Here is a 26,755-nt window from a genome sequence, read left to right on the forward strand (position 1 = left end):
CATTTTTGTTGCCACTTCATTGCGGCTGGTCGTAGAATACTTCAATATTTCGTAGAAATGCAAGCAATCTTGTGAGCTGCATTCAAAAGAAAATTTGAATCTCATAAGGAATGGTCTGCTGCAATCGCGCTCACCTCAAAGTTATGATTCGTTGACATCTACGAAATACCGGAGAACTTATGCCAACCATTGTCCCCGCCGCTTCTCGCACCATGGCCCTGCTGGAGGTCTTTGCCCGGGAGCGCCGCGAACTCTCCAATTCAGACCTTGCGCGCCTGATGGACCTTCCCGAGAGCAGCTGCTCCGATCTGCTGCACACGCTGCATGAGTTGGGCTACCTGATGCGGACGGCGCGAACCCGACGCTTCTATCCAACGGCCCGTCTGCTCACGATTGCCAAAGGCATCGCTGCGGGTGATTCGCTCTACGCCGTGGCGTCCGAGGCGTGCGAGTTGCTGCGTGACAAGACGGGAGAGACAGGGATGTGCGGCCGCGTGGAGGCGGGCGTGGTCAAGGTGCTGGCGTTTGCCGAGGGAACTCATCCGCTGCGCTATGTGGAAAACGTGGGCAACAAGATTGCGTTGCACGTGTCCGCGCTGGGCAAGGCGGCGCTGTCGCTGGGTACACCCGAAGAAGCCGCACGCCAGCTGCGGCTCAAGCCGCTCAAGCAGATCGCCCCCGGGTCCATCACGGACCTCGCAGCACTGGAGGCACAGATCGAACAAGCACGCCAGCAAGGCTGGATCTGGGTGGAAAACGAAGGCTTCGACGGCCTGGCCGCCATCGCCGTCGCTGGCTACCTGGGCGATGAACCCCTCGCGCTGTCGATCGCCGGCCCCACCGAACGCCTTCGCCGTACCAAGGACGCCTGCCTGCAAGCCTTGCAAGAGGTGCAGGCACTTGTGTTCCACCCCCAGAACGCGGCTCCCACGCTGCGCGCCACGGCATCCGGCCGGCGCGGCGCGGGCGCCAAAGACACCACCGCCGCCTAGCGGCGGATCCATGCATTCAACCCAGGAGACATAGCCATGTATGCAACGATGAATTCCGAACAAGAAATGCTGCGCGACAGCGTGCGCCGCTTCATGAAAAGCGAAGTCGCTCCCCGCGTCGCCCAGCACGACAGGGACAAGACCTTTCCCTTCGAGCTTCTCAAGGAGCTGTCGCAGTTCGGATACATCGGCGGCAGGCTGCCCGAGGCCCTGGGCGGCATGGACATGGACCAGATGACCTGGGCGATGCTCATGGAAGAGGCGGGCTACACGTGGCTGTCGTTGCGTACGATGGTGAACATCACCAATGCGGCCATCAACAAGCTGGCCGCAGAGGCGAACGAGGAGCAGCGCGAACGCTTCCTGAAGCCCTTGCTGGCATCTGACCGCCGCGTGTTCAATGCCATCAGCGAGCCAGGCACGGGCTCCAACATCGCCCAGGTCCAGACCCGTGCAGACCTGCAGGGGGACCACTACGTCCTCAACGGCCGAAAACTGTGGATCACGAACGGGGCATTTGGCGACTTCGGCATCGTGGTCGCGCGTACGTTCAGCCCCGACTGCCAGGGGCAGCTCTCCACCTTCCTTGTGGAGCGCGAGGTGTCTCCGTATGAAGTGCGCAACGTCGACACGATGGTGCTGCGCAGCACCGGCACGGCGGAACTGGCATTCGACAATGTCAAGGTGCCCCGCGAGAACCTGCTGGGCGAGGAAGGCAAGGCGCTCAAGAAGATGCTCATCGGCCTGGACGGCGCCCGTGTCAACATTGCCATGGGTGCGGTCGGCGCCGCGCAAGCGGCCCTCGACCTCTCGATCGACTATGCCCGCACCCGTACACAGTTCGGCAAGCCCATCGGCAGCTTCCAGCTGGTGCAAAAGCTCATCGTGGACATGACGATCCGGGTGGAAGCCGCACGCGCACTGAGCCTGCGTGCCGCTGCCGCGCTGGATGCCAATGCCGATGCGCGCACCGCCTGCTCCATTGCCAAGCTCTACGCCACCGAGGCTGCGCATGAAGTGGCCAGCATGGCACTGCAAGTGCATGGCGGGCTGGGTTACGCCACCGACTACCCCATTGAGCGCATCTTTCGCGACACGCGCGGCGGAACGATTCCCGAAGGCACCACCGAAGTGCAGACCTTGATCGCAGGTCGGGAAATCCTGGGCATCTCGGCGATTGCCTGAGCCTCCACGCCACCCCAATAACGACCAGGAGACAAGATTGACAGACCTTTCACGACTGATCCGCCCTCGCTCGATTGCCCTCGTGGGCGCCTCGGACCGCCCGCAAAGCATCGGCGAGCGCACGCTGACCAATCTGCTGGACCATTCCGAGTTCGACGGAGACATCTACCTCGTCAACCCGACCAAGGCGGAGATCCGCGGGCACCGTTGCTGGCCCAGCGTTGCGTCACTGCCAGCCACGCCCGACGTTGCTGTGATCGTGGTGCCCGCATCCGGCGTGCTGGCCGTGGCGGAGGAATGTGCCAACCGGGGCGTCCTTTTTGCCATCGTGTTGACATCGGGCTTTGGCGAGGCAGGCGAAGAAGGCGAACGCGCTCAGGTGCGCCTCAAGGAAATCGCCGACGCGGGCGGCATGCGCCTGTACGGGCCGAACTGCCCGGGCCTCACCAACGTCAACCACCGCCTGGGACTGACTTTCTCGCCATCCTTCCCGCACGACCTCGTCAAGGGTCCCATTGGCCTGGCCACGCAAGGTGGCGGCCTGGGGCGCAACGTGATGCAGGCCATGGACCGCGGCATTGGCATTGGCCTGTGGGCCTCCACCGGCAACGAGGTGGACTTGCAGGTGGCCGACTTCATCCATTACATGGCCGATGCACCCGACATCAAGGTGATCGTGACCCTGCTGGAAGGCATCAAGGATGGCGCGAAGTTCGTGGCTGCCGTGAACCGCGCAGCCGCCAATGGCAAGCCAGTCATTGCGCTCAAGGTCGGCAAGTCTGAGTACGGGCAAAAGGCGGCGCAATCGCACACAGCGTCCCTCACGGGGTCGGCCGAGGTGAACAGCGCGGTGTTCAGGCAGTGCGGTGTGATCGAGGTCGATGACATCGACGAGCTTGTCGATGCAGCCTGGCTGTTCGCACGCGCGGAGCCGCCCCCAAGCGAAGGGGTGGCCATCTACACCTCTTCGGGCGGGACGGCGGCGTTGACGGCGGATGCTGTGGGCACCGCAGGCCTGACCCTCGCTCAGTTCACCCCGCACACGCGGGAGGTGCTGGCCTCGCTGCTGCCCGACTTCGCGGCCCTGGACAACCCGGTGGACACCACCGCCGCCGTGCTGAGCGATGCGGCGCTGATCGAAAAATCGCTGAGCGCGGTGGCCGTGGACCCGAACCTCGGCTGCGTGATCGTTCCGATTGCACTGGACTATGGCGACACCACGATCCAGCTGGCGCGCACCATCATCGCGGCGCAGAAAGGCTGCGCAACACCCATCATTCCCATCTGGATGAGTGACCGCATGGGGGAGGGGTATCGCATGCTGGTCGAAGGCGGTTTCGCGCCGCCGCGTTCGGTGGGCAAAGCCATCAAGGCCATTCAGCGCTGGGTTGAATATGGCCGCTGGAAGCGCTCGCGTGGCACCCAGCCGCCCATGCAGCCTGTGGTCGTTCTGCCGCCAGCCGCCGCCACCCTCAGCCTGTCTGAAGCGCAGGCCAAAGACCAGCTGCAGGCTGCGGGGATCGGCCTGCTGCCCAACATGCTCGCGTCCACTATGGAAGAAGCGTTGGTGACCGCCAACGCCATGGGCTACCCCGTCGTGGCCAAGATCGCCAGCGAGCAGATCGTCCACAAGTCGGACATCGGCGGCGTCAAGGTGGGGCTGCAAAATGCCGACGAACTGCGCCAGGCCTGGGCGGACATCATGGACGCCGCGAAGCACCACCGGCCCGACGCGCACATCGACGGCCTGCTGATCGAGAAGATGGCGCCCCGCGGCGGGCTGGAGCTGATGGTCGGCGTTACGCGCGACCCGGTGTTCGGCCACGTGATGACCTTCGGCCTGGGGGGCATTTACGTGGAGATCCTGCGCGATGTGACACGCCGCATGTTGCCGCTCAGCGCCAGCGAGGCCGCGGCGATGGTGCGTGAGATGCGGTGCTTTCCCCTGCTGGAAGGTGCGCGCGGCCGCCCAGCGGCGGACCTGGAGGCGCTGCAGACGCTGCTGCTGCGCATCTCGGACTTCGTGATGCACAACGCTGGCCGCATCGAGGAAATGGACCTCAACCCGGTGTGGATTGGCGCACGCGGAGAAGGCGTTTTGCCGCTGGACGCCGTGATCATCGAAAGAACCGCCGAAGGAGCGTCCGCATGACGGCCACCGCCGCCCGGCCGCCGTTGCAGGGCATCACGGTGGTGGATTTCAGCGAGCTGCTGCCGGGGCCGTTTCTGACGCAGAACCTGGCGGAGATGGGCGCACGCATCATCAAGATCGAGCGCCCGCCGCATGGCGACAACGCCCGTCACCTGGGCCAGGGCGCTTTCGAGGCCGTGAACCGGGGCAAGCAGAGCCTGTTGGTGGACCTCAAGGACGAAGCCCAGCGCGACAAGGTCCGCGAGCTGATCGCGTCGGCCGATGTCGTGGTCGAATCCTACCGCCCTGGCGTGATGGCACGCCTGGGCTTGGATGCCGCTTCGCTCTGCCAGGCGCATCCGCAACTCATCTATGTGTCTCTCAGCGGCTACGGCCAGACCGGTCCCTGGGCCGACCTGCCGGGGCATGACATCAACTACCTGGCTGCCGCGGGGGTGCTGGCCGTCTCGGGTGCGCCGGACGGCGCACCCGCGCAGAGCTTCGGCCTGCCCGTGGCCGATCTGTGCGGAACCATGTACGCGCTGTCCGCCACACTCGCCGCGCTGTTTCAGCGCCAGGCCACCGGCCGGGGACAGCATCTGGACGTGGCGCTGGCCGATTGCGCCTTGCACTGGATGAACCCGCGGCTGGGCGCCTACCGCTCCGCAGGCGCAGGCACGCTGCAAGCGCAGCGCGAGGCAACGCTGGTGAAGGCGGCTTACGGCGCCTTCCGGTGCAAGGATGGCCGCTACGTGTCGATTGCTGCGCTGGAGGATCATTTCTGGAAGCGCCTGTGTGCGGTGCTGGACCTGGCTCCCTTCGACGGCGCGAAGTACGCCACCCACAAGGCGAGAAAATCTGTGGCGGATGCGATCAACCTGCGCATCGAGCAGGCCATGCAGCACCTGGATTCGCACGAGGCCTTTGAACTGCTGTGCCGGCACGATGTGCCCGCCGCGCCAGTGGTGCCGCCCGCAGAGTTGGCCGCCCAGCCGCACTTTGCCTCACGCGGCAAATTCGCTCCCGGCGAAGACTTGCCCTTGGTCAGGTTCCCCGTTCCACTCGAGGGAATGGGCGGTGCAGACCTTGCAGGCGCACCGCAGCTCGGCAGTTCAGGCTGGTAGGCCATGGGCAGCGTCTTGCACACGAGGATCACCCGGCTGCTGGGGATCGACCATCCCATCCTGGGCGGCGGCCTCATGTGGCTGTCCGACGCACGGTACGTTGCCGCGCTGGTGAATGCGGGCTGCATGGGCTTCATCACGCCCCGGTCGTACGCCAACGAAGCGGATTTCCGCGAAGCCCTTGCGCTGTGCTCGGAACTGACCCATGGCAAACGGTTTGGCGTCAACCTCACGCTCTCGCACCGGCCCGAAGCCAACACCATGATTCCGCGCTGGATGGATGCAGCCCTGACGCACGGCGTGAGGATCTTCGAGACAGCCGGACATGCACCGGCGGACCTCATCACCGCTCTTCACAAGGCAGATGCCATCGTCGTTCACAAAGCCTCGAACATCCGCCACGCTCTTTCGGCGGAGCGCGCTGGCGCCGATGCCATTGCCCTGGTCGGCATGGAGGAAGGCGGGCATCCGGGCATGAATGAGCTGCCCACGATGCTCATGGGGGCGCTGGCATACGGCCAGTTCAGCGTGCCGGTGGTGCTGGGCGGCGGCATCGGCCGCGGCAGGCAATTGGCTGCGGTGCTGGCCCAGGGGCTTGACGGCGTACTCGTCGGCAGCCGCTTCCTGGTGTGCGAGGAAATCCAGGCGCACCCTCGCTACAAAGAGCATCTGCTGACCTGCGACGAGCACTCCACGGTGCGGCTGCTGCAATCGCTGGGCACCACCTGGCGCGTGCTGCTCAACGACACTGCGCGCCAGGTTCAGGCCATCGAACGGGCAGGCGCCACCGAACACGCCGCGTTCGGCGACCTCATCAGCGGAACGGTCGCGCGCGACCGCTGCTACGCCGAGGGCGACTGGCGTCATGGCATGGCCTCCCTGGGGCCAGCCATCGCATTCGCCAAGCGTATCGAGCCGCTGCAGGCCATCGTGAACGGCCTGGTGGACGAAGCGGTGCAGGCCATCACGGCCCTGCGCACAGTGCATTCACTGGATTCAATGGAGCAAGAATGAACCGACTGCCTTTCATGGAGCGGCTGGTGGTGCCCGTCATTGCGGCCCCCATGCTGCGTGTCTCGGGAATCGAACTGGTCTCCGCTGCCTGCGCCGCTGGCGTCATCGGCGCATTTCCCACGGCCAACTGCACGTCTCTGGACGAGTTCGAGACCTGGCTTCAGCGGCTTCAGCGCGAGGCCGAAGAACAGCCCAGCCGGGCGCCCTATTGCCCCAATCTCATCATGCGCCGCGACCCCGCACGCCTCAAGGCCGAAGCGGACTTGATCGTGCGCCACGGCGCAGAGCTGGTGATCACCAGCGTCGGGTCGCCCGCGTCGGTGATTCCCATCTTGCACGACGGCGGCTGCCTCGTGTTTGCCGATGTGGCCTCGCTGCACCACGCAGAGCGTGCTCTGGAGGCGGGCGTCGATGGCCTGGTGCTGCTCTCGTCCGGCGCGGGCGGGCACACCGGCTGGGCCAACCCGTTCGCTTTCGTGCGCGCCGTGCGCCAGCTGTTCGATGGCCCCATCGTGCTGTCAGGTGGCCTGTCCGACGGTGTGGCGTTGCGCGCAGCGACGGTCCTGGGTTGCGACCTGGGGTGCGTGGGAACGCGATTCATCGCCACCAAGGAAAGCCTGGCTGGGGGAGACTACAAGCAGATGCTTCTGGAAAGCTCCATGGACGATGTGCTTGCGACGCGTGCCTTTACGGGGTTGCCCGCGAACTTCTTGAAACCGTCCATCGTTCGTGTCGGACTCGACCCCGATGGGCTGGACGAGACGGTATCCGTGCAGGAGGCCCGCAAGAAATTCGGAGGCGGATCTGAAGGACCCGTCATCCAACGGTGGTCGGATCTGTGGAGTGCGGGGCATTCGGTGTCGGGTGTGACGTCCCTGCCGACTGCCGCCGAACTGGTTCAGTCCATGAATGTGGAGTATCGGTCGTTCAAATAGCAGGACTCAGGCTCGAGGCCCTCCGAGGTCAGGCCTCCAGTCGTGCAATGCGGCGACACCGCATCAGGCTACCCCACATGGGCACGCAGCCAGGCCACGATGTCGGCAGTCACCTCATCACGATTCGTCTCATTGAGGATTTCGTGGCGGGCAGCCGTGTACAGCTTGACTGTCACGTCGGTGATGCCTGCATCGCGGTAGCGCTGACCCAGCAGCTGAATCAGCGCACCGCCCCCCGCGAGCGGATCTGCGTCGCCAGAGGCAATGAAGATTGACAGGTCACTGCGGATACCTGCTAGCAGCGCTGGATCCGCCAGTCGGGAAGCCGGAGCGAACAGCGACGGGATCACATCGTCCGGCACATCCCACCCACACCACGGATCCGCTACATAGGCATCGACCTCCGCACCGTCCCGCGAAAGCCATTCGTATCCCGTACGGTGCTCAAAACCTGCGTTGAATGCCTCCAATCCGGCAGGCGCGTCTGCGGGAGCATTGGCCATAGCTGCGGCGAGCGCATCCAGCGCGGTTGAACCTGAGAGCAACACACCTGACCAGGTCGATGCGTGATCCAGGATCGCCGCCTGCGCCGCAAACGAACCCATCGAATGCCCAAACAGAAACAGCGGCAGGCCGGCGTGCTGCGTGCGCAGCAGTGCGCCGTACTGGGCCACATCGGCAATGAGCCCGCTGAAACCTGCGGCGCCAAAGTCCCCCAACCTGCCACCAGCGGTGCGCCCGTGCCCGCGATGATCCACGGCATGGACGATGAAGCCGGCAGCGTTCAAGGCCTTCGCAAAGCGGTTGTAGCGCTCGCCGTGCTCGGCTAGTCCGTGAGATATCTGCACGGCGCCCACGGGTTTGCCGGGGGTCTCGGCCCAGGTGTAGGTGATGACCGGGATGCCGTCTGCGCTAGACAGAAAGGAGGCGGATGTCGATGTGCTCATCGGGTCATTCTGGCATGGTGATCTGATCCAGGTGTTTCGGGCACATCACCTGCAGCCAGCCCTGGCTTTCCGTCACCATTCAACTGTTGTCTTCCGGTGAATTCATGGTCACCATTCACTTCCGCCAGACGAGCATCCACTGCCCGAACATGCCCCTTTCCCCTGTCCTCGACCGTTTCCTGCAAGCCCAGGATCCCGTCTGGCCCCGCGTGATCGCCGAGCTGCGGGCGGGCAAGAAGCGCACGCACTGGATGTGGTTTGTGTTCCCGCAGATCAAGGGACTGGGGCATAGCGACGTGGCCCAGCGCTATGCCATCCAGTCGCTGGCCGAGGCGCAGGCCTACCTGGCGCATCCAGTGCTTGCCGGCCGGCTGCGCGAGTGCTGCCAGATCCTGCTGGACCTGGGGACGTGCTCGGCGCTGGATGTGTTTGGCACGCCGGACGATCTCAAGCTGCGCTCCAGCATGACGCTGTTTGGCGAAGTTTCTGCGCCGGGCAGCGTGTTTCACGCCATGCTGCAAAAGTATTTCGACGGGTGCAAAGACCCGCGTACCATCAAATTTTTTGATTGAAAATCGCATCTACCGCTTGTCCCATAAGCGTTGTTTGCTATTGATTTTGAATATTGCTCCTCTCTTTCTGGAACATGTGTGGCGCGCGTACGCATCCGATAGCCCGCGGACAGCGGTTGCACGTTCCAGCGCTGCTGCACTGCCCCTCAAGCGCCCCTGGGCAAAAACAGCGCGAATAGCATGGCAATGGCACCAGGGCCGATGAGATACAGCACGCCCTGTCCGCCCCACGTCGTCTCTACCGCAAGGAAAGCAGCGCGCCGAGAATGGGGCCTTCCATGGTGCCGATCCCTCCCCGCCAGCGCCATGAAGATCATTTAGGCCGTCCACTGCGCGCTGAAATGGGTCTTGGGCGGAGACATGAGGACTCGGCATCTTGAATGCTCCGATGGCGTGGTGCTGCTTGGTGTGACTAGCTGGCGCTGGCACTGAGGTACGCCGGAGGCTGGTCGCGCTGCGAGTGACATGTGGTCACCGGGCAGAGGGCGTCGGAGGCGGGCGCGGTGTGCCAAGTATCTCCAGCGCCTCTCTCGCGATCGCCAGCGACAGCTCTTCCTGCAGGATGCCGGCCTTGAGCACCAGGTGCTGCAGGCGGCGCTCTCGGCTCGCTTCCTTGCCCATGAAGTCGCGCTGTTCGATGCGCTGGTAGACGGCCAGCTTGTCCTCGTGCATGGCCTGCAGGCGGGCGATTTCCTTTTCCAGACCGGTGGGGCCGACGGCGGCCTCGGCGCGCAGGCGCACCATGAGTTCGTCGCGCAGGGGCGTGGGGTCCTGTTGCTCGGCGATCCAGCGGCGCAGTTCCTTGCGGCCCGCGGGCAGCAGGCGGAACTGGCGCTTGCGGCCGCGGCCCGTCTCGGCCGGCAGGGCCTCGATCCACAGTGCTTCTTCGAGCCGCGCCAGCTCGCGGTAGATCTGCTGGTGCGTGGCGTGCCAGAAGTAGCCGATGGACTTGTCGAAGCGCTCGGCGAGTTCCGAGCCCGAGCAGGGGTGCTCGACCAGGGCGGTGAGAAGGGCGTGGGGCAGGGACATCGGAAGAGGGCGCCGGAGAAAGCTGCGTAGTTCGCCATCTTGCCTGAATCGGGACTGCTCTCCATTGTTTACGCAACCAGTTGCATAAATGCGTGATGCTGGCTATATTTGTGCAACTGGTTGCATAAACAAGGAGACCCCCGATGAACGCCGTCCCGAAACCTGCCCCGGCTCCACAGGCTGCTGGTAGCGGCAGTCCCTATCCCCACCTGCATGCCCCGCTGGACCTGGGCTTCACCACGCTCAGGAACCGCGTGCTCATGGGCTCCATGCACGTGGGGCTGGAGGAGGTGGCTAACGGCTTCGAGCGCATGGCGGCCTTCTATGCCGAGCGGGCGCGTGGCGAGGTGGGGCTTATCGTGACCGGCGGCATTGCGCCCAACGAGCGCGGCCGGCCCATGCAGGGCGGGGCCATGCTGGTCAACGAACACGAGGCCGGGCAGCACCGCAAGGTGACGCAGGCCGTGCACGCCGAGGGCGGCAAGATCGCCATGCAGATCCTGCACTTCGGCCGCTATGCCTACCACCGCGACCTGGTGGCCCCGAGCGCGCTGCGCGCACCCATCAACCCCCACGTGCCGCACGCGCTCACGGCGGAAGAGGTGGAGCAGACCATCGAAGACTTCGCGCGCTGCGCCGCTCTGGCCCAGCACGCGGGCTACGACGGGGTGGAGGTCATGGGCTCCGAGGGCTACCTGATCAACGAGTTCATCGCAGCGCGCAGCAACCACCGCGACGACGCATGGGGCGGCAGCTATGCCAATCGCATGCGCTTTCCGGTGGAGATCGTGCGGCGCACGCGCGAGCGGGTGGGGCCGAATTTCATCATCATCTACCGCCTGTCCATGCTCGACCTGGTGGAGGGCGGCTCCACGCTGGCCGAGGTGATACAGCTCGCCCAGGCCATCGAGGCGGCGGGCGCCACCATCCTCAACACCGGCATCGGCTGGCACGAGGCGCGCATCCCCACCATCGCCACCAAGGTGCCGCGCGCGGCCTATGCCTGGGTGACGAAGCAGGTGATGGGGCAGGTGCGCATACCGCTCATCACCTCCAACCGCATCAACACGCCCGAGGTGGCCGAGCGCCTGCTGGCCGAGGGCTGCGCCGACATGGTCTCGATGGCGCGGCCGTTGCTGGCCGATGCCGACTTCGTGCGCAAGGCACGCCAGGGCCGGGCCGACGAGATCAACACCTGCATCGCCTGCAACCAGGCCTGCCTGGACCACACCTTCGGCGGCAAGATCACGAGCTGCCTGGTGAACCCGCGCGCCTGCCACGAGACGGAACTGGTCATCGCGCCCACCGCCGCCAAGAAGCGCATCGCTGTGGTCGGCGCCGGCCCTGCCGGCCTGAGCTTTGCCGTCACGGCCGCGCAGCGGGGCCATGCGGTGGTGCTGTTCGATGCGGGCAGCGAGATCGGCGGCCAGCTCAACATCGCCAAGCAGGTGCCAGGCAAGGAAGAGTTTTACGAGACCCTGCGCTACTACCGCCGCCAGATCGAACTGCACGGCGTGGAGGTGCGCCTGAACGCCCGCGTGGAGGCGAGCGACTTGGCGGGCCAGGGCTATGACGAGGTGGTGGTGGCCACGGGCATCTGCCCGCGCACGCCCGACATCGACGGCATCACCCACCCCAAGGTGCTGAGCTACCTGGACGTGTTGCGCGACAAGCGGCCCGTGGGCCAGCGCGTGGCGGTGATCGGCGCGGGCGGCATCGGCTTCGACGTGGGCGAGTACCTCACGAACGAAGGCGAGAGCGGGGCCCTGGCGCCCGCCAAGTTCAACGACGAATGGGGCATCGACACCGGCTATGCCCAGGCTGGCGGCCTGCGCGCCGCGCAGGTGGAGGCGCCCGCGCGCCACGTGCATCTGCTGCAGCGCAAGGCCAGCAAGGTGGGCGACCAGCTGGGCAAGACCACGGGCTGGATCCACCGCACCTCGCTCAAGGCGCGCAACGTGGGCATGAGCTCGGGCGTGGCCTACCAGCGCGTGGACGACGCCGGCCTGCACATCACCATCGACGGCCAGCCGCGCCTGCTCGATGTCGACCACATCGTCGTCTGCGCCGGTCAGGAGCCGCTGCGCGAACTGTACGACGCGCTCGTGGCCGCGGGCCAGAGCGCGCATCTCATCGGCGGTGCCGACGTGGCCGCCGAGCTCGATGCCAAGCGCGCCATCCTCCAGGGCACGACGCTCGCAGCCTCGATCTGACTACTTTGAAAACCATCCCAGGAGACATCCCATGACCGAAGCCTTGAAGAACATCCACCCCGCCGTCGCCCGCTCGCTCGACACCTGGCACCACATGGTGGCCAGCCGCGACCTGTCGAACCTGCTCTCCATCGTGCACCCCGACGCGGTATTCCGCTCGCCCATGGCGAACACGGCCTACACCTCGGCCCCGGCGCTGATGCTGGCCCTGTCCACCGTGATCCAGGTGTTCGAGGACTTCACCTACCACCGCCAGCTGGCCACCGACGACGGCCTGAACATCGTGCTGGAGTTCAGCGCACGCGTGGGCGACAAGCAGCTCAAGGGGATCGACCTGGTGCGCTTCAACGAGCAGGGCCAGATCACGGAGTTCGAAGTCATGGTGCGCCCCCTGAGCGGCCTGCAGGCGCTGGGATCGGAGATGGGCGCGCGGTTGGGTGACAAGCTGCCGGCTTTTAAAGCCAAGGCCTGATGCGTTCATAAAAAAAGAGACAGGAGACAAGCCCATGACCGCCACCGCCGCACCGCCAGCGTCCTCGCCCTGGGAAGGGTCCTACCCCGAGGCCCTGCGCAACTACCAGTTGGACCTGGCGGCACTGCCCGCCAATGCCGCGCACCTGGCCACGCAGGCCGCCACCGACCATGGGGACCAGCCCGCCTTCACCTTCGTGCTGCCCACGGGCGCGAATGTGGTGCGCAGCTTCAAGGAGATCGATGCGCTGTCGGACGCCTTTGCCGTCTGGCTGGTGCGCGAGCAGGGGTTGCAGGCGGGAGAGGTGCTCGCGCTGCAGATGCCCAACTGCCTGCATTACCCGATTGCGATGTTCGGCGCGTGGAAGGCCGGGCTCATCGTGACCAACGTGAACCCGCTGTACACCGGGCGCGAGCTGCGCCTGCAGCTCGAAGACAGCGGTGCCAAGCTGCTGCTGGTGTGTGACCTGTTCCTGCCGGTGGCACAGCCTGTGGCCGAGGCGCTGGGCGTGCCCGTGATCACCGCCAGCCTGTGGGACTTCTTTGAGGAACCGGTGGCATCAGCCATCCGCGCCAAGATGGCCGGTCCTGCGGACTCCACCGCGGCGCCGCTGCCGCGCATGGCCGACGCGCTGGTGCGCGGGCAGGCGCTGGAGCCCGTCGAACATCGCAGCCACCCCGTGGCGGTGTACCAGTACACGGGCGGTACCACCGGGCGCAGCAAGGGCGCAGTGATCACGCACAGCAACATCCTGGCCACCTTGCGCATCACGCGCGATTTTCTCGACGCCTACGACGGGCCGAAGCAGGGCGAGACGATGCTCACCGTGCTGCCCATGTACCACGTGTTCGCCTTCATGGTGAACTTCCTGGTGTTCTTCGAGGTCGGTGCACGCAACGTGCTGGTGCCCAACCCGCGCCCCATGTCCAACCTGCAAAAGACCTTCGAGCAGTTCGACGTGCAGTGGACTGCCGGCGTGGACACGCTGTTCGCCGGCCTGCTGGCCGAGCCCTGGTTCCAGGCCAGGCCACCGAAGCTGCGCTACGCCTTCTCGGGTGGCACGGCCCTGCGCACGTCGACCGCGCAGGCCTGGCAGGCGGTGGTCTGCCCCATCCTGGAGGGCTACGGCATGACCGAGACATCGTGCATCGTCTCGTGCAACCCGCCCTCGGCTACGCCGCGCCTGGGCACCGTGGGCGTGCCCATGCCGGGCTGCCGGGTGCGCATCGTCGATGACCAGGGGCGCGATCTGCCTCAGGGCGAGCGCGGCGAGTTGCTGGTGCAGGGCCCGCAGGTGGTGGCCGGCTACCTGCATGCGCAGGAAGATAGTGCCAGCGCGATCCGGGACGGCTGGCTGCACACGGGCGACATTGCGCAGTTGGAGGAGGGCGGTTTCATCCGCATCGTGGACCGCAAGAAGGACATGATTCTGGTGTCCGGCTTCAACGTTTACCCGAACGAGGTGGAAGACGTGCTCGCGGCCCACACCGACATCGCCGAGGCCGCCGTCATCGGTGTGCCGGATGCCGGCACCGGCGAGGCCGTGCGCGCCTTCGTGGTCGCGCGCAACCCGGCGCTCAACGCAGAGGACGTGGAGCGCCACTGCCGCACCCAGCTCACGGCCTACAAGCTGCCACGCCAGATCGTTTTCCGCGAGCAATTGCCCAAGTCGCCGGTGGGAAAGATCCTCAGGGCGTCGCTGCGCGAAGAGGCCTGAAAGGGGTCTGAGCAACGGCCTGGTCTGCAGCGGTGAGGCCAGGCCTTGCAGCTGCCGAACAGTCGATGGAATGATGTTGGTGGTGCCAAGAACGATCAAGCCCTTGCGAGCAGTGGGGCGGGCCGAAGCGGTGATCCCCGGGGGGAATGCCGTGTCCCGGTGTGATCTATTTCTCCGCACATGGGTCACGTGGCAGCGCAGCAATGAACACTGAATCCATATCCTTCATCACAATAGCTGTTGTCTATTGACAAAATATTACAAATCTACTGACCATAACGCAGATGAACATTGGGGGACTGCGATGGGTTTTCAGAACATGACGATGCGGGCGAGGTTGGCACTGTCGTTTGGCTTGATGGTGGTGCTTATCGTGGTCCTGTCCGCGTTCGCCATCAAGGACATGAGCAGCGCCAAGACGCAATTTCATGACTTCGTGACCGGTATCGACGCACGGGCACATCTGGCCCAAGGAATACGGAGCGCCGTCGACGCGCGCGCCGTGGCCGCCCGGAACATGGTGCTGGCGACCAAGCCTGCAGAACGCGACGCGGAAAAGGCGGCTGTCGTCAAAGCCCACGAAGAGGTCCAAAAACGCCTGGCCCTGCTCAAACAGGCGGTAGAAGGCCCAGGCATTCCAGTCAACGTCAGGGCGCTGGTGGCCGAACTCGCAAAGATCGAGCAGTCATATGGGCCGGTGGCCCTGTCCATCGTCGATTTGGCGATGGCCGACAAAAAGGACGAAGCCATTGCGAAAATCAATGACGAGTGCCGGCCGCTTCTCGCCGCCCTGATTGCCAAGACCGACGAGTACCAAAAGACAACCGATGAGCGCTCCAAACAGCTGGTGGATTCCTCCGAGGCCGATTTCGAATTCCAGCGCCGGCTCTTGATCGGCCTGGCATTGCTGGCCACCATGATGGCGGTGGCATGCGGGGTGGCCATCACCCGCGGAGTGCTGAGGGCCCTGGGTGCCGAGCCCGATGCACTGAGCAGTGCCGCCAGCAAGGTGGCGGGCGGCAACCTGTCCAGCATTGCGGGGGCGAGCGCAGCCCCCGGCGGCAGCGTGCTGGCATCGCTGAGTGCCATGCAGCAGAACCTGGCCAGCATCGTGAGCAAGGTACGGGGCGCCACCGACTCCATCTCCACCGGCACGAGCGAGATCGCCATGGGCAACGCAGACCTGAGCCTGCGCACCGAAGAGCAGGCCAGCGCTTTGCAGCAGACCGCCGCCACCATGGAAGAGTTCACCTCCACGATCCGCAACAACGCCGAGAACGCCAAGATGGCCGATCAGCTGGCCATCAGCGCATCCGCCGTGGCCACACGGGGCGGCGAGGTGGTCTCCAAGGTCGTCACCACGATGCGGGACATCAACGACAGCTCGCGCAAGATCTCGGACATCATCGGTGTGATCGATGGCATTGCCTTCCAGACCAATATCCTGGCGCTGAACGCCGCGGTAGAGGCAGCCCGCGCCGGCGAGCAGGGCCGAGGCTTTGCTGTGGTGGCCACCGAGGTGCGCAATCTCGCGCAGCGCAGCGCCAGCGCCGCCAAGGAGATCAAGGCGCTGATCAACGAAAGCGTGGAGAAGGTGTCCGTGGGCACGGGCCTGGTGGATCAAGCCGGGCAGACCATGGTCGAGGTTGTGGGCGCGATCAAGCGGGTGACGGACATCGTGGGCGAGATCAGCTCCGCCAGCTCCGAGCAGAGCACGGGCATTTCCCAGATCGGCCAGGCCGTCAACCAGATGGACCACGCCACGCAGCAGAACGCGGCTCTGGTGGAGCAAAGCGCCGCCGCCGCCAAGAGCCTGGAGCTGCAGGCCCAGCAACTCACCGAAGCCGTGAGCACCTTCCAACTGGAGGATGCGCCTGGAGTTACGCTGGACCGTCCGTGGGCACGCGCCGTTCCGCGCGCGCTTCTCGAACAAGCTTAAGCGGCAGAAGGTGAGAGGTCGTTGTGACCGTTCAGCAAAGGCGCCTTGAGAGCCCGGGAGCCGCCACGCGCCCTGTCGCGAGGAATGGCCTCCTACTAAAACCTGGGCGCTTCATGTTGGCCCTCGCTGTGATGGCGCTTACTACATATCCGCACTGAGGGATGACATGGGCATTCAATCGGACCGTCCGTAGCGTCCGCTCACCTCAACGCTCAGCATCGCCTCTACCCCATGCAGTCAGTCTGTCAGTTACTGGACGCGGCAAAGCTGGGTGCCGAATCTCGCATAGAACCATGCGTGTGGCGTCAGCACGTCGATGATCGAGAGATCGTTGGAGCCTGCGCACCGTGCTGGCGCAAAGGTATTTGAGGTCCGACAAACTGAGCTTTACCCCGAGCGCGATGGGCTCTTCGCTTGGTACAAGAGCTGCGCTGCTTGAAACGGCGATCGGTTCGGGACGGTCATCTACTATAGGACACAGATCGTCCGATGTGGCGATGTCTACACCTCTGCTCAACTCGAACGCTGAACTGAACTGCCTTGGCCGATATTTCCCAGGGCTGCGCCTGTGTCGGGATCGCTGCAACCTAGATGTTGATCGTTCCAGCCATGGGCAGCGCCCTGGCACCTCGTAGACTGAAATTTCTCTGTACAAATATGGCCCAGGCACAAAGGGGATTCAATTGGTCCTCTCGCAACATGGGGCGATGGCAGTCTGGGAGGCGAAACAAGCGAATGCGATTGAACCCGAACCAAACATTGTCTACGGGAAACCAGAAGGGAACCGGACACAATCTAAAGTCCAGTGGCATGGAATCCTCGCGGACCAATCCAGAGTGGCACAGGTATCTAAACCTTTCTGTCGTGTGCTGCCAAGGGCTCAAACAAATCAATGATTTACGTAACGCTCGAGACGAAGGCGCGATGGCGTTCCGCACCTACAATGCCCCGCATAAGCAAGGCCCTGTGCATTTGTTTGATCTTCTGGGCGCCTGAAGCCTGCGATGTGGTCGCCCGACAGCTACTGTGGCTGTTTTGACCCCCGCAACGGGATGCTCCTAACCTAATTAACTTAAGAGGGGGAGACCACCTGATGGCATCCTTGCAAGCAACTACGGCATTGATGGGAATAGGCTTAGCTGCGCTGATCCTCTATCTGGTTCGCCGCGATCATCTGTACCTCATGCATGGCCTTTTCTGGGTGGTCGTGGCCGGCGCCGCAGCACTTTTGGGGATGTGGCCCGGCTTGATCGACGGCTTGGCACTGCTTCTCCGCATCAGCTACCCCCCGGCGCTATTGTTACTTTTTGTTTGCATTGTTCTTCTGTTGAAGGCCTTGCATGTTGATATGGTCAACACCCGTATCGAACGCGATATGCGCCGTCTCAATCAACGGCTGGCTATTCTGGAGGCCGAAATACGCCGCTCACGCGACAAGGCCTCTTCGTCTGATATCCCCCATCCATGATCCATCCACTGCTGCCAGTCATCTTGTGTGGCGGCTCAGGCACCCGTCTGTGGCCGCTGTCGCGCGAAACCTATCCCAAGCAATTTCTCTCCGTTCGGGGAAACGGAATTTCCATGCTGCAAGACACGGCCAGGCGCCTGGACGGTGTAGTGCCCCACATCCCCAGGGCTGCGCCCATAGTGGTGTGCAATAGCGAGCATCGGTTCCTGGCGGCGCAGCAACTGCAGGAAGCTGGCTTCGACGATGCCACCCTGGTGCTGGAACCCGTAGGCCGCAACACCGCACCCGCATTGACTCTTGCGGCCTTGGTGGCAGATCCGCATGCCATCTTGCTGGCCATGCCCGCGGACCATGTCATGTCCGACGTAGCGCGGCTCCACCAAGCCGTTGAAATCGCTTGGCAGCTCGCCCAGGGGGGTGACATGGTGACTTTTGGCATCGTGGCCAGCCGTCCAGAAACCGGGTATGGCTACATACAAAAAGGTGAGGCCATCGAAGGCGGTAACGCATTTGCCATTCAGAGCTTTGCTGAAAAACCCGACTTGGCCCTGGCGCAGGACTATGTTGCCAGCGGTAGCTATCTATGGAATAGCGGTTTGTTCATGGTGCGCGCCGACCAATGGTTGCGCGCCATGGAAGTCCTGCAGCCTCAAATGCTCCAGGCTTGCCAAGCTTCCATCGAAAGAAGTGTCCGCGACATGGACTTCGTACGCCCAGACAACGAAGCTTTTGCTGCTTGTCCGTCAAATTCCATCGACTATGCCGTGATGGAGCACCTGCCCGGCAACGATGCGCTGGGCATAGCCGCCCGCGTGGTACCACTGGATGCGGGATGGTCTGATCTGGGGGCATGGGACGCTCTCTGGGATGTTTTGCCACATGACGCTGACGGCAATGCGCATGCCGGCCAGACGCTGGCCATCGACACTCGCAATAGCCTATTGTTTTCCGAGTCTTGCTTGGTAGCCACCGTGGGGATGGACAACGTGGTGGTGGTGGAAACTCCTGACGCCATATTAGTGGTGGAAAAAAGCCGTACGCAAGACGTTAAAAAAATCGTGGCTGAACTCAAAGCCCAAAAGCGCAGCCTGGCTTCAACCCACCGCAAAGTTCACCGGCCCTGGGGCTGGTACGACAGCATCGATGGCGGCGAACGCTTTCAGGTCAAACGCATCGTGGTCAAACCCGGCGCCCAATTGAGCCTGCAGATGCATCATCACCGCGCCGAACATTGGATCGTGGTCAAGGGCACCGCCCAGGTCACCAACGGGGACAAGGTTTTTTTGCTGGGCGAAAACGAGTCCACCTTCATCCCCCTGGGGCATGTGCACCGGTTGACAAACCCTGGCAAAGTGCCTCTTGAAATCATTGAAGTGCAATCTGGCAGCTACCTGGATGAGGACGACATAGTGCGGTTTGAGGACACTTACGGCCGGGCGGTGCCGGCACCGCAAGGCAGCAGTGCCAAAGAAGGTTGACCTTGCTATGCCCGGCCTACCCATGCTGAAAGCCCTGTGGGGCTACCGTGGCTTCGTGTGGAGCAGCGTCATGCGCGAGTTCCACGGCAAGTACCGCGAATCCTTGCTCGGCGCATTCTGGTCAGTTGCCAACCCGCTGACCATGATCGTCATTTATACCGTCGTGTTCGGTCAGCTCATGCGACCTGGTCTTGCAGGCCATGAGCAAACACCGTTTGCATTCAGCATCTATCTGTGCGCCGGGGTCCTTACCTGGAGCCTGTTTGCAGAAATGCTCGGACGACTGAATGGCGTATTCCTGGAGCACGGAAACCTGATCAAAAAATCCAGCTTTCCACGCATTTGCCTTCCGGCCATTGTGGCGGTGTCTGCGCTGGTCAACTTTGGCATTGTGTTTGGGCTGTATCTCGCCTTTCTGGCACTGATTGGCCACTGGCCGGGTTGGGCCTTGTGGGCGATGGTGCCGTTATTGGCCTTGCAGGTGCTCTTTACCCTGGGACTGGGCATATTTTTGGGCACGCTCAATGTGTTCTTCAGAGACGTGGGTCAGCTCACGGGCATCGTGGTGCAGTTCTGGTTCTGGCTCACGCCTATTGTGTATGTATTCGACTCCTTGCCAGCCGCTGCGCGGGCGGTGCTGCAGTACAACCCGATGCAGCCTTTGATGGTGGCCTATCAGACTCTATTTTTGAATCAGCGTGTTCCAGATTTTGCTAGCTTGGCTCCGCTCGTTTTTCTGACGATGTTCTTTTTGATTTTGGGCGCTTGGTTCTTTTTGTCGCGCGTCGGTGAACTGGTGGACGAACTCTGATGGGAACTATTGTTGTTTCGAATGTTAGTAAGGCATATAAACGCTACCCCAATAAATGGGCGAGGATGCTTGAATGGATAACTGGTCGCGATCAACATAAAAAAACATGGGTGCTGCGAGACATCAATTTCACTATTGAGCCAGGGGAGGCAGTGGGAATTGTGGGGGTCAATGGTGCAGGTAAGAGCACCTTGCTGAAAATAATTACGGGAACTACACAGCCGACTACTGGCGGCGTTCATGTCAAAGGGAGAGTAGCCGCCTTGCTTGAATTAGGGATGGGATTTCACGCTGATTTCACGGGGCGTCAAAATGCGTATATGACCGGGCAGTTGCTGGGGTATAGCGTTGATGAAATCCATGCCTTGATGCCGAAAATAGAGGCATTCGCTGATATTGGTGATTATATTGATCAGCCTCTGAGGACGTATTCAAGTGGAATGCAGGTCAGGCTGGCTTTCGCAGTTTCTACCGCAACTCGGCCGGACATACTGATTGTCGATGAGGCCCTTTCGGTCGGGGACGCTGCTTTTCAAAGAAAGTGTTTTAGACGCATCGAGGAGTATAAGGAGGCGGGGACTACCCTGCTTTTTGTTAGCCATGATACAGAGACGGTAAAAAAAATATGTGATCGGGCTATTCTTGTTAATAACGGGATAATATCTGAAATTGGAAAAGCTAGAACCGTTTGCGATGCATATGAGCGATTGCTTTTTGGGGCTGCAAAAGATACGAGAGAGCAAAAAAAAGAGATAGTCCCGCTGTATGACTCATCCTTGGCCTCTAGCAGTGTAGAGGTTCAATACGGAAGCAGGGGGGCAGAAATAGTCAATGTTAATATTTCAGATAGCGATGGGGCTGTAACGAATATTATCCCTGAAGGACATCCCATATTTGTTAGCTATGAGGTTGATTTTAAAGAGCCGGCTGATCGCGTGAATTTCGGAATGATGGTGAAGTCTGTGGATGGAGTATGCGTTTATGCTACCAATGCAAATGCCAATATTGGAAATCCGAAAAGATCTTTCCAATCTGCTGAATCTGCTCGTATTCGGTTCGGGCTACAAGGAAATTTGGTTCCTGGGACTTATTACCTTAATGTGGGAGTGACGAGAGAAGGGCGCGACAAGGAAGAGATGTTGCATCGCAGAGTCGACGTTTTGATATTCCGTGTAATAAGTGCACACGCTTATAGCTCTTATGGCTTTGCGAACCTATTTGGCAATGTTGAGGTGGAAAAAAAGTGATAGTCATCGTGGCGGGGATGCAGAGAAGTGGGTCGACATTTTCCTACAACGTTGTCCGAGAGCTTCTTGATGCAAGAGGCGGTGTTTCTACATCCTCTTCAAACTCGATAAACGACGTTCTTTCTGAATCTGACGGGCCAATCAATGCAATCGTCAAAAGCCATTCGCCTGATGAGCTGATAAATGCACTTCTAAATAAAAGAGGTGTTCCATGTGTTTGCACTGTGCGCAAGCCAGAAGACGCTATTGCGTCATGGATGAATGTTTTTGGTTTTTCTCTGGAAGAGTCCGTTGCTACTTATGAGCAATGGCTTTCATGGCACCAAAAAATGCACAAAAATATGTTGAACATAAAATATGAGGATATTGATCGATATCCTTGGCTTGTGATAAGAAAAATCAGCAAATATCTTTTCGGGAAATGGGGTGCATTTGAGATTCAAAAAATCTGGCTGAACAATAAAAAGAAGGCGGTATTAAAAAAAACTAGTAATATGAATGTGGGCGATAGTGTCGATATAGGTTTTAGTTTTTATAATAAAGTCAACTTTTATCACCGACGCCATGTTTCATCGTTGAGATCCAAAGATGCATCTGAGTTGCTTAGCCAAGATCAGATAAGTTTTATCAGGTCCAATTTGAATCGCTATCTGGATAAAAACGGCACCTACCAGTGGTAGCTGAAAATACAATGATTTCTTATGCCCAGAACTTTGAAGATGTGATGTTGATGCGCGCACTCGCAAACATAGAGCGGGGGCGCTATATCGACGTCGGTGCGGCTTGGCCTGATCAGGATTCAGTCACCAGAGCATTCTATGAAAAGGGCTGGCATGGCATTAATATTGAGCCAAACCCGGATTTTCTAAAGCTTCTACAAAATAAGCGTCCTCGCGATAATAATGTCGGAATGGCGCTTGGTCGTGCACCGGGGACGCTTCCAATTACTATTTTCGAAGGCTCCGGGCTCTCCACTCTTGTGGATTCAATTGCTGAGGAGGGGGTGGTTGCGGGGCGGCCTTATATTCGTCAGCAGGTTTCTGTCACGACCCTTAATGCAATTTGGAATAGTTATTTTCCACGGGGAGAGGAAGTTCATTTTTTGAAAATTGATGTAGAGGGTTTTGAGCAAGCGGTGCTGGAGGGGAATGATTGGACCAAGAATCGCCCCTGGATTGTTCTTGTCGAAGCCACCATTCCAAACTCTCAAATTGAGGTATATGAGGGTTGGGAAAAACTGCTGCTGACCTCGGAGTATTTTTTTGTTTACACGGATGGATTGAATAGATTCTACGTTGCGAAAGAGCACGCCTATTTAATTCCGGCATTTAAATTTCCACCCAATATATTCGATGGCTTTAAATTGCGTGCTCAATTTGAAATCGAGCAAAAACTCTTGCAGTCTGAGGGAATGGTTGAAGCTTTGAAGGCGAAGGCATCAATATTGAAAAGCGAGGCCAGCGAGGCAGACCGGGCGTTTGCCAAAAATGTTGAAAAAATGGAAGCGAGGCTGGTGGCTCTGGAACGCAGGGCGGTGAATGCAGAGCATGAGATCTCGAGATTGCGTCAGAGCATGTCATGGCGCATTACTTTGCCATTGCGTCTCCTTGCAGATCTGGCACTTCATTTCTTCCCTCTGATCCGTCATGGTCTCAATCGGGCAATACATGGTGCAATCAATGCGTGTCGGCGGCCATTATCGTATTTGATCTCCTTCGTTTTGCAAAAGCCAAAAGCCAGTGCCAGAATAAATCAATGGCTGTTGCAAAAATATCCGGCATTGCACGCGCAATTGCTGGACATTCACTCCCGGCCGGGAAGAATCCATAGTTTTATGATGGCTGGATTTAGCCAATCAAAAGAGCTGAGCAGAGAAGATCTTACGCCCAGAGGTCATAAGATATACACAGATCTTCGAGGCGCCTGCAAGAGTAGTCACTGAGTAATATTTCAATTGACAATAGGCATTGTCCTGATTTGCTTAGAGCTGCTTATTTCCTAGCATTTACATTTATTAATGAAAATTCTGATTGATCTTCAGAGCTGCCAGTCTGGTAGCAGATTTGGTGGAATCGGCCGCTATTCCATGGCTTTGGCGAAAGCAATGATGCGAGTAGGCCATTGCCACGATTTTTATGTCCTTCTGAATAAATCATTGCCCTCAGAGAATGAGGTGCGGGCTGAATTCATTGACTTGATTCCTCAGCATAAAATATTAGCGATCGATATTCCTTCAGATGTTGCAGAAAATAAGACCGCTGCAACTGGTCAAATTGGTTTGACAAGGATGGCGGAGCTTATTCGAGAAAAATTTATCGCAGACCTTTCTCCTGACATCGTGCATGTGACCAGTTTGATAGAAGGTTTGGGCGATGATGTCGTTACTTCGGTTGGCCTGCTTTTTCCCGCATCCAGGACTGCGGTGACACTATATGACTTGATTCCGTTGGTGGAGCGGGAGAAGTACCTTACAAATCATGTGCTCGAAAAGCATTTTTTCAAAAAAATCGATCACATGCGCAATGCCGGAATTCTTCTGGCTATTTCTAACTATTCAAAAATCGAGGGGCATGATGTCGGTGAATTCGCATCAGACCGCATTGTAAATATCTCGTCTGCCGTAGACTCAAAATTCAAGCCACGCCTAATATCGATAGAGCGAGAGCAGGATCTGCGAGATAGATTTAGTATCCGGCAAAAATTTCTCATTTATGTTGCGAGCTTTGATTCTCGTAAAAATCAGGAGGGATTAATAAGAGCTTTTGCACTGACATCGCCTGATATTGTGAACAACTATCAGCTGGTTATTGTCGGAAAAGGCTGGGATGAGATTTATCGTCGCCTTAAAAAAATCGGCAAGGATTCGGGTCTAAGGGATGATGCCGTTCTTTTTTTGGGCCATATTGCTGATGAGGATTTGATTGATTTATATAATCTTTCTTCCTTATTTGTTTTTCCATCTTTCAGGGAAGGCTTTGGATTGCCTGTTCTAGAGGCGATGTCTTGTGGCGTGCCCGCGATCGGCTCTAACACGACAAGTATTCCTGAGGTTTTGGGTCGATCCGATGCGATGTTTGATCCACAAGACACGAGTGCGATTTCGGCTAAGTTGGAGAAAGCATTGCTTGATCAGTCTTTTTATGAGTCTTTGAAAAAGCATTCTCTCGCGCACTCGAAAAATTTTTCCTGGGAGATGTCTGCAAAAAGAGCAATAGAATTCATGGAGACCACTGAGCGTCTTATTGATGACAAAGAGTCTGCTCTGGGCGGCGGCATTATTTATCGAAAATTTCTTTCTAGAGTGGCGGAATGCCCTGATATCAAGAACGTTCCCGATAATTTTTTGCTCAGGTCCTCTTCGGCTGTAGCGGATAATGAAATCTCCGCACTTCTTGCTTTGGGTAAGCTAAAGCGGGAGGTGAAAATCGGATGGGTTACTACTTGGAATACGAAGTGTGGAATAGCGTCGTATTCTAAGAACTTGGTAGGTGCTATCAATCAACCATCTGTCATTTTTGCTCCGTTCGAACAAGCCCTGATAGATAATGATGGGGAAAATATCATTCGCTGTTGGAGAAATGGCGGCGGCAATCTCTCGATGCTCAACGCCTCCGTAGACCGTGCTGATGTTGACGTATTATCCATACAATTGAACTTTGGTTTTCACGATTTTTCTGTTCTTTCGGATTTTATAGTTCGCCAAAAAACCAAAGGCCGGGTGGTGACAGTGACGCTCCATTCCACAGTGGATCCTCCGCCTGAAGTGATCAATCGTCGGCTCTCTGAACTTGCCCCAGCTCTTGGTGTGTGTGATGCTGTCTTGATACATTCTCTTAATGATGTGGTGAATCTCAATCGATTGGGCATTCATAAAAACTTGGTATTTTTCCCACAGGGCGTGATTAAGGCATCAGCATCTGAGAGAAAAACCGAGGGAGGTATATTTAAAGTCGCTTCTTATGGTTTCGCGTTGCCTCACAAAGGCTTGGAGCAACTTATTATTGCGGTGGACATGTTGTCCCGGCAGGGTGTTGAAATAAGGCTGGATATGGTCAATGCCATATATTCCGATTCAGCGTCGGAAGCGCTGATTAATCGGTGCAAAAAAATTATCAGCGACCGAGGTCTGTCTTCAAGAATTCGAATGATTACTGATTACTTGGAGAATGAGGATTCTTTAAGTCTTTTGTCCTCAGCTGATCTCGTCGTCTTTCCTTATCAAAATACTTCTGAATCGTCAAGTGCTGCCGTAAGAATGGGGTTGGCCTCTGGAGTTTTGGTGGCGGTTACTCCTTTAAGTATTTTTGAAGATGTTCGTAATTTTGTGTATGAATTGCCAGGAACAAATTCAGAGGATTTGGCGCTGGGCATCGGTAAAATCATCCATGCCGTCGGGCAAGATGTAGAGGAAATAGCCAAAATAAGGGAACAGTCTCAGCGGTGGAGGCTGTGTAATGATTTTGAGCAGTTGGGCAGGTATTTCTCTGATCTTGTTGTCGGTTTTGTGGAAAAAGTAGCACGCTGATTAATATAATTCGAAGGAGTTGAGATGTCTTTTGATGGTGATTATGAGATCTATGTCAAAAAAATGAACGCGGCATTTCGTGCTCACGACATATATGTAGAGGATGGGTGTTTCAAATTTTCTGATTCTGCCCTGCTTGCTGCAAGAAATGGCAACTGGTTGGGCGCGGTTGGCGATTTGAAAAATAGTCTAGAGCGTGTGCTTGGGAAAAATTTGAACTCCAGTCACCGGTTTTTGAAGAAACCGTATGTAAGGGACTTCAGATTTGATGGGGGTGACGGGCTATCTGTTGCGATAATTAATGAGCAGTCTTTGGAGTGGTATGGGAGGGATGGCGCAGAGCATGCTTTTGATTTCCTTTTGGAGTCAAAACGTGGGCTATTTGCAAACTCCAAGCGCTATTTGGACCTGGGCGGACATCAGATGATATGGGCATGCTACTATGCGCTGCAATCTGATACGACTGAGGTCATTTCTTATGAGCCATCCATTCTAAATGTCGCTATTGGGACATTTAATTGCTTCATAAATGGCGTCATCGGTAAGGTTGATATTATTCCGTTTGCGGTTCTGGCCTCCAACGCATCAGAAGGGGATGAAAATTCCAAGATGCTAGTGGATTTTATGAATATGCCTTTGCGCGGCTATCGTATTGATCGAATGGATGATTTGAAATTTGACTTCATTAAGACGGATATAGAGGGATATGAGCTCGACCTACTGGCATGCCCCTGTTATGCCAGAATTTTGAAGCATGCTCGGTATTCGCATTTGGAGCTCCATCTTGGGCATCTCCAGGGGCATGGCATTGGGACTGATGTGTGGGTAAACCGGCTCCAAGCCGCCGATTTGAATGGAAAAGAGCTCTATTCTGGGCGTGACATGTTTGAATTCCTGTCGGAGGCCAGTCCAAAAGGATTTTATTCATTTATATTGGAATGATTAATTAATTTCGA

Annotated in this window: 21 protein-coding genes; 19 read left to right on the top strand and 2 right to left on the bottom strand. The window is 58.8% G+C overall.

Annotated elements, in window-relative coordinates; translation table 11 throughout:
• The first annotated feature begins 179 nt into the window (after positions 1-179).
• From AC07OD_RS20605 to AC07OD_RS20630, 6 genes are read left to right on the top strand one after another with little or no spacing between them, the layout of a single operon-like run.
• A complete protein-coding gene (locus tag AC07OD_RS20605; protein ID WP_218293366.1) occupies positions 180-992 on the top strand; it encodes an IclR family transcriptional regulator in 813 nt (270 codons plus the stop codon).
• Between the two features lie 36 nt (positions 993-1,028).
• On the top strand, positions 1,029-2,177 hold the full coding sequence (locus AC07OD_RS20610) for an acyl-CoA dehydrogenase family protein (protein WP_255591221.1): 1,149 nt from the start codon (positions 1,029-1,031) through the stop codon (positions 2,175-2,177).
• Positions 2,178-2,214: 37 nt separating this feature from the next.
• Positions 2,215-4,329: an acetate--CoA ligase family protein gene (locus tag AC07OD_RS20615; protein ID WP_494597921.1), complete on the top strand. Its 2,115-nt coding sequence runs from the start codon at positions 2,215-2,217 to the stop codon at positions 4,327-4,329.
• Positions 4,326-5,432 carry a CaiB/BaiF CoA transferase family protein gene (locus AC07OD_RS20620; protein ID WP_218340386.1) on the top strand — a complete coding sequence of 369 codons (1,107 nt, stop codon included), beginning with the start codon at positions 4,326-4,328 and terminating at the stop codon, positions 5,430-5,432. The genes AC07OD_RS20615 and AC07OD_RS20620 overlap by 4 nt, the downstream gene beginning before the upstream one ends.
• Before the next feature lie 3 nt (positions 5,433-5,435).
• Positions 5,436-6,446 (top strand): NAD(P)H-dependent flavin oxidoreductase, encoded by a 1,011-nt coding sequence (locus AC07OD_RS20625; RefSeq protein ID WP_494597922.1) that lies wholly within the window; start codon positions 5,436-5,438, stop codon positions 6,444-6,446.
• Positions 6,443-7,381 (top strand): NAD(P)H-dependent flavin oxidoreductase, encoded by a 939-nt coding sequence (locus tag AC07OD_RS20630; protein ID WP_218293370.1) that lies wholly within the window; start codon positions 6,443-6,445, stop codon positions 7,379-7,381. Before AC07OD_RS20625 ends, AC07OD_RS20630 begins: the two co-directional genes overlap by 4 nt.
• Positions 7,382-7,449: 68 nt before the next feature.
• On the opposite strand, the gene AC07OD_RS20635 is transcribed toward AC07OD_RS20630, so the two are convergent.
• Positions 7,450-8,328: an alpha/beta fold hydrolase gene (locus AC07OD_RS20635; protein WP_494597923.1), complete on the bottom strand. Its 879-nt coding sequence runs from the start codon at positions 8,326-8,328 to the stop codon at positions 7,450-7,452.
• A 149-nt stretch (positions 8,329-8,477) separates the two neighbouring features.
• Here AC07OD_RS20635 and AC07OD_RS20640 point away from each other — a divergent pair, with 149 nt between their 5' ends.
• Complete coding sequence (locus tag AC07OD_RS20640) at positions 8,478-8,900, top strand: DUF1810 domain-containing protein (RefSeq protein WP_494597924.1); 423 nt, start codon at positions 8,478-8,480, stop codon at positions 8,898-8,900.
• A 471-nt stretch (positions 8,901-9,371) separates the two neighbouring features.
• On the opposite strand, the gene AC07OD_RS20645 is transcribed toward AC07OD_RS20640, so the two are convergent.
• Positions 9,372-9,929, bottom strand: coding sequence for a PadR family transcriptional regulator (locus tag AC07OD_RS20645; RefSeq protein WP_218293372.1), 558 nt, complete (start codon positions 9,927-9,929; stop codon positions 9,372-9,374).
• A 143-nt stretch (positions 9,930-10,072) separates the two neighbouring features.
• Between AC07OD_RS20645 and AC07OD_RS20650 the strand changes: the two genes are divergently transcribed.
• The 12 genes from AC07OD_RS20650 (at position 10,073) to AC07OD_RS20705 (ending at position 26,741) form a co-directional block, all read left to right on the top strand.
• Positions 10,073-12,142 (top strand): 2,4-dienoyl-CoA reductase FMN-binding domain-containing protein, encoded by a 2,070-nt coding sequence (locus AC07OD_RS20650; protein ID WP_494597925.1) that lies wholly within the window; start codon positions 10,073-10,075, stop codon positions 12,140-12,142.
• A gap of 31 nt (positions 12,143-12,173) precedes the next feature.
• Complete coding sequence (locus AC07OD_RS20655) at positions 12,174-12,614, top strand: nuclear transport factor 2 family protein (RefSeq protein ID WP_218340379.1); 441 nt, start codon at positions 12,174-12,176, stop codon at positions 12,612-12,614.
• A 34-nt stretch (positions 12,615-12,648) separates the two neighbouring features.
• Positions 12,649-14,331: an AMP-binding protein gene (locus tag AC07OD_RS20660; RefSeq protein ID WP_494597926.1), complete on the top strand. Its 1,683-nt coding sequence runs from the start codon at positions 12,649-12,651 to the stop codon at positions 14,329-14,331.
• 304 nt (positions 14,332-14,635) lie between these two features.
• A complete protein-coding gene (locus AC07OD_RS20665; RefSeq protein ID WP_494597927.1) occupies positions 14,636-16,270 on the top strand; it encodes a methyl-accepting chemotaxis protein in 1,635 nt (544 codons plus the stop codon).
• Between the two features lie 1,093 nt (positions 16,271-17,363).
• Positions 17,364-17,738 (top strand): DUF2304 domain-containing protein, encoded by a 375-nt coding sequence (locus tag AC07OD_RS20670; protein WP_218293376.1) that lies wholly within the window; start codon positions 17,364-17,366, stop codon positions 17,736-17,738.
• Entirely contained in the window at positions 17,735-19,216 is a 1,482-nt protein-coding gene (locus tag AC07OD_RS20675; protein ID WP_218340376.1) for a mannose-1-phosphate guanylyltransferase/mannose-6-phosphate isomerase, read from the top strand. The genes AC07OD_RS20670 and AC07OD_RS20675 overlap by 4 nt, the downstream gene beginning before the upstream one ends.
• 22 nt (positions 19,217-19,238) lie before the next feature.
• Positions 19,239-20,027, top strand: coding sequence for an ABC transporter permease (locus tag AC07OD_RS20680; protein WP_218293378.1), 789 nt, complete (start codon positions 19,239-19,241; stop codon positions 20,025-20,027).
• Positions 20,027-21,274: an ABC transporter ATP-binding protein gene (locus AC07OD_RS20685; RefSeq protein ID WP_218293379.1), complete on the top strand. Its 1,248-nt coding sequence runs from the start codon at positions 20,027-20,029 to the stop codon at positions 21,272-21,274. The genes AC07OD_RS20680 and AC07OD_RS20685 overlap by 1 nt, the downstream gene beginning before the upstream one ends.
• Complete coding sequence (locus AC07OD_RS20690) at positions 21,271-21,954, top strand: sulfotransferase family protein (protein WP_494597928.1); 684 nt, start codon at positions 21,271-21,273, stop codon at positions 21,952-21,954. Before AC07OD_RS20685 ends, AC07OD_RS20690 begins: the two co-directional genes overlap by 4 nt.
• Positions 21,955-21,965: 11 nt before the next feature.
• Positions 21,966-23,216 carry an FkbM family methyltransferase gene (locus AC07OD_RS20695; RefSeq protein ID WP_218293381.1) on the top strand — a complete coding sequence of 417 codons (1,251 nt, stop codon included), beginning with the start codon at positions 21,966-21,968 and terminating at the stop codon, positions 23,214-23,216.
• Between the two features lie 75 nt (positions 23,217-23,291).
• Complete coding sequence (locus tag AC07OD_RS20700) at positions 23,292-25,799, top strand: glycosyltransferase (protein ID WP_218293382.1); 2,508 nt, start codon at positions 23,292-23,294, stop codon at positions 25,797-25,799.
• 24 nt (positions 25,800-25,823) lie between these two features.
• Complete coding sequence (locus AC07OD_RS20705) at positions 25,824-26,741, top strand: FkbM family methyltransferase (RefSeq protein WP_218293383.1); 918 nt, start codon at positions 25,824-25,826, stop codon at positions 26,739-26,741.
• Positions 26,742-26,755: the final 14 nt, after the last annotated feature.

It is taken from the genome of Acidovorax sp. GW821-FHT10E03 (assembly GCF_059415205.1).

Coding starts and splice junctions, on each gene's coding strand:
- AC07OD_RS20700 (WP_218293382.1), top strand. CDS start 23,292: ATGAAAATTCTGATTGATCTTCAGAGCTGCCAGTCTGGTAGCAGATTT.
- AC07OD_RS20645 (WP_218293372.1), bottom strand. CDS start 9,929: ATGTCCCTGCCCCACGCCCTTCTCACCGCCCTGGTCGAGCACCCCTGC.
- AC07OD_RS20630 (WP_218293370.1), top strand. CDS start 6,443: ATGAACCGACTGCCTTTCATGGAGCGGCTGGTGGTGCCCGTCATTGCG.
- AC07OD_RS20670 (WP_218293376.1), top strand. CDS start 17,364: ATGGCATCCTTGCAAGCAACTACGGCATTGATGGGAATAGGCTTAGCT.
- AC07OD_RS20675 (WP_218340376.1), top strand. CDS start 17,735: ATGATCCATCCACTGCTGCCAGTCATCTTGTGTGGCGGCTCAGGCACC.
- AC07OD_RS20695 (WP_218293381.1), top strand. CDS start 21,966: ATGATTTCTTATGCCCAGAACTTTGAAGATGTGATGTTGATGCGCGCA.
- AC07OD_RS20620 (WP_218340386.1), top strand. CDS start 4,326: ATGACGGCCACCGCCGCCCGGCCGCCGTTGCAGGGCATCACGGTGGTG.
- AC07OD_RS20705 (WP_218293383.1), top strand. CDS start 25,824: ATGTCTTTTGATGGTGATTATGAGATCTATGTCAAAAAAATGAACGCG.
- AC07OD_RS20655 (WP_218340379.1), top strand. CDS start 12,174: ATGACCGAAGCCTTGAAGAACATCCACCCCGCCGTCGCCCGCTCGCTC.
- AC07OD_RS20685 (WP_218293379.1), top strand. CDS start 20,027: ATGGGAACTATTGTTGTTTCGAATGTTAGTAAGGCATATAAACGCTAC.
- AC07OD_RS20605 (WP_218293366.1), top strand. CDS start 180: ATGCCAACCATTGTCCCCGCCGCTTCTCGCACCATGGCCCTGCTGGAG.
- AC07OD_RS20610 (WP_255591221.1), top strand. CDS start 1,029: ATGTATGCAACGATGAATTCCGAACAAGAAATGCTGCGCGACAGCGTG.
- AC07OD_RS20680 (WP_218293378.1), top strand. CDS start 19,239: ATGCTGAAAGCCCTGTGGGGCTACCGTGGCTTCGTGTGGAGCAGCGTC.
- AC07OD_RS20650 (WP_494597925.1), top strand. CDS start 10,073: ATGAACGCCGTCCCGAAACCTGCCCCGGCTCCACAGGCTGCTGGTAGC.
- AC07OD_RS20625 (WP_494597922.1), top strand. CDS start 5,436: ATGGGCAGCGTCTTGCACACGAGGATCACCCGGCTGCTGGGGATCGAC.
- AC07OD_RS20660 (WP_494597926.1), top strand. CDS start 12,649: ATGACCGCCACCGCCGCACCGCCAGCGTCCTCGCCCTGGGAAGGGTCC.
- AC07OD_RS20665 (WP_494597927.1), top strand. CDS start 14,636: ATGGGTTTTCAGAACATGACGATGCGGGCGAGGTTGGCACTGTCGTTT.
- AC07OD_RS20640 (WP_494597924.1), top strand. CDS start 8,478: ATGCCCCTTTCCCCTGTCCTCGACCGTTTCCTGCAAGCCCAGGATCCC.
- AC07OD_RS20635 (WP_494597923.1), bottom strand. CDS start 8,328: ATGAGCACATCGACATCCGCCTCCTTTCTGTCTAGCGCAGACGGCATC.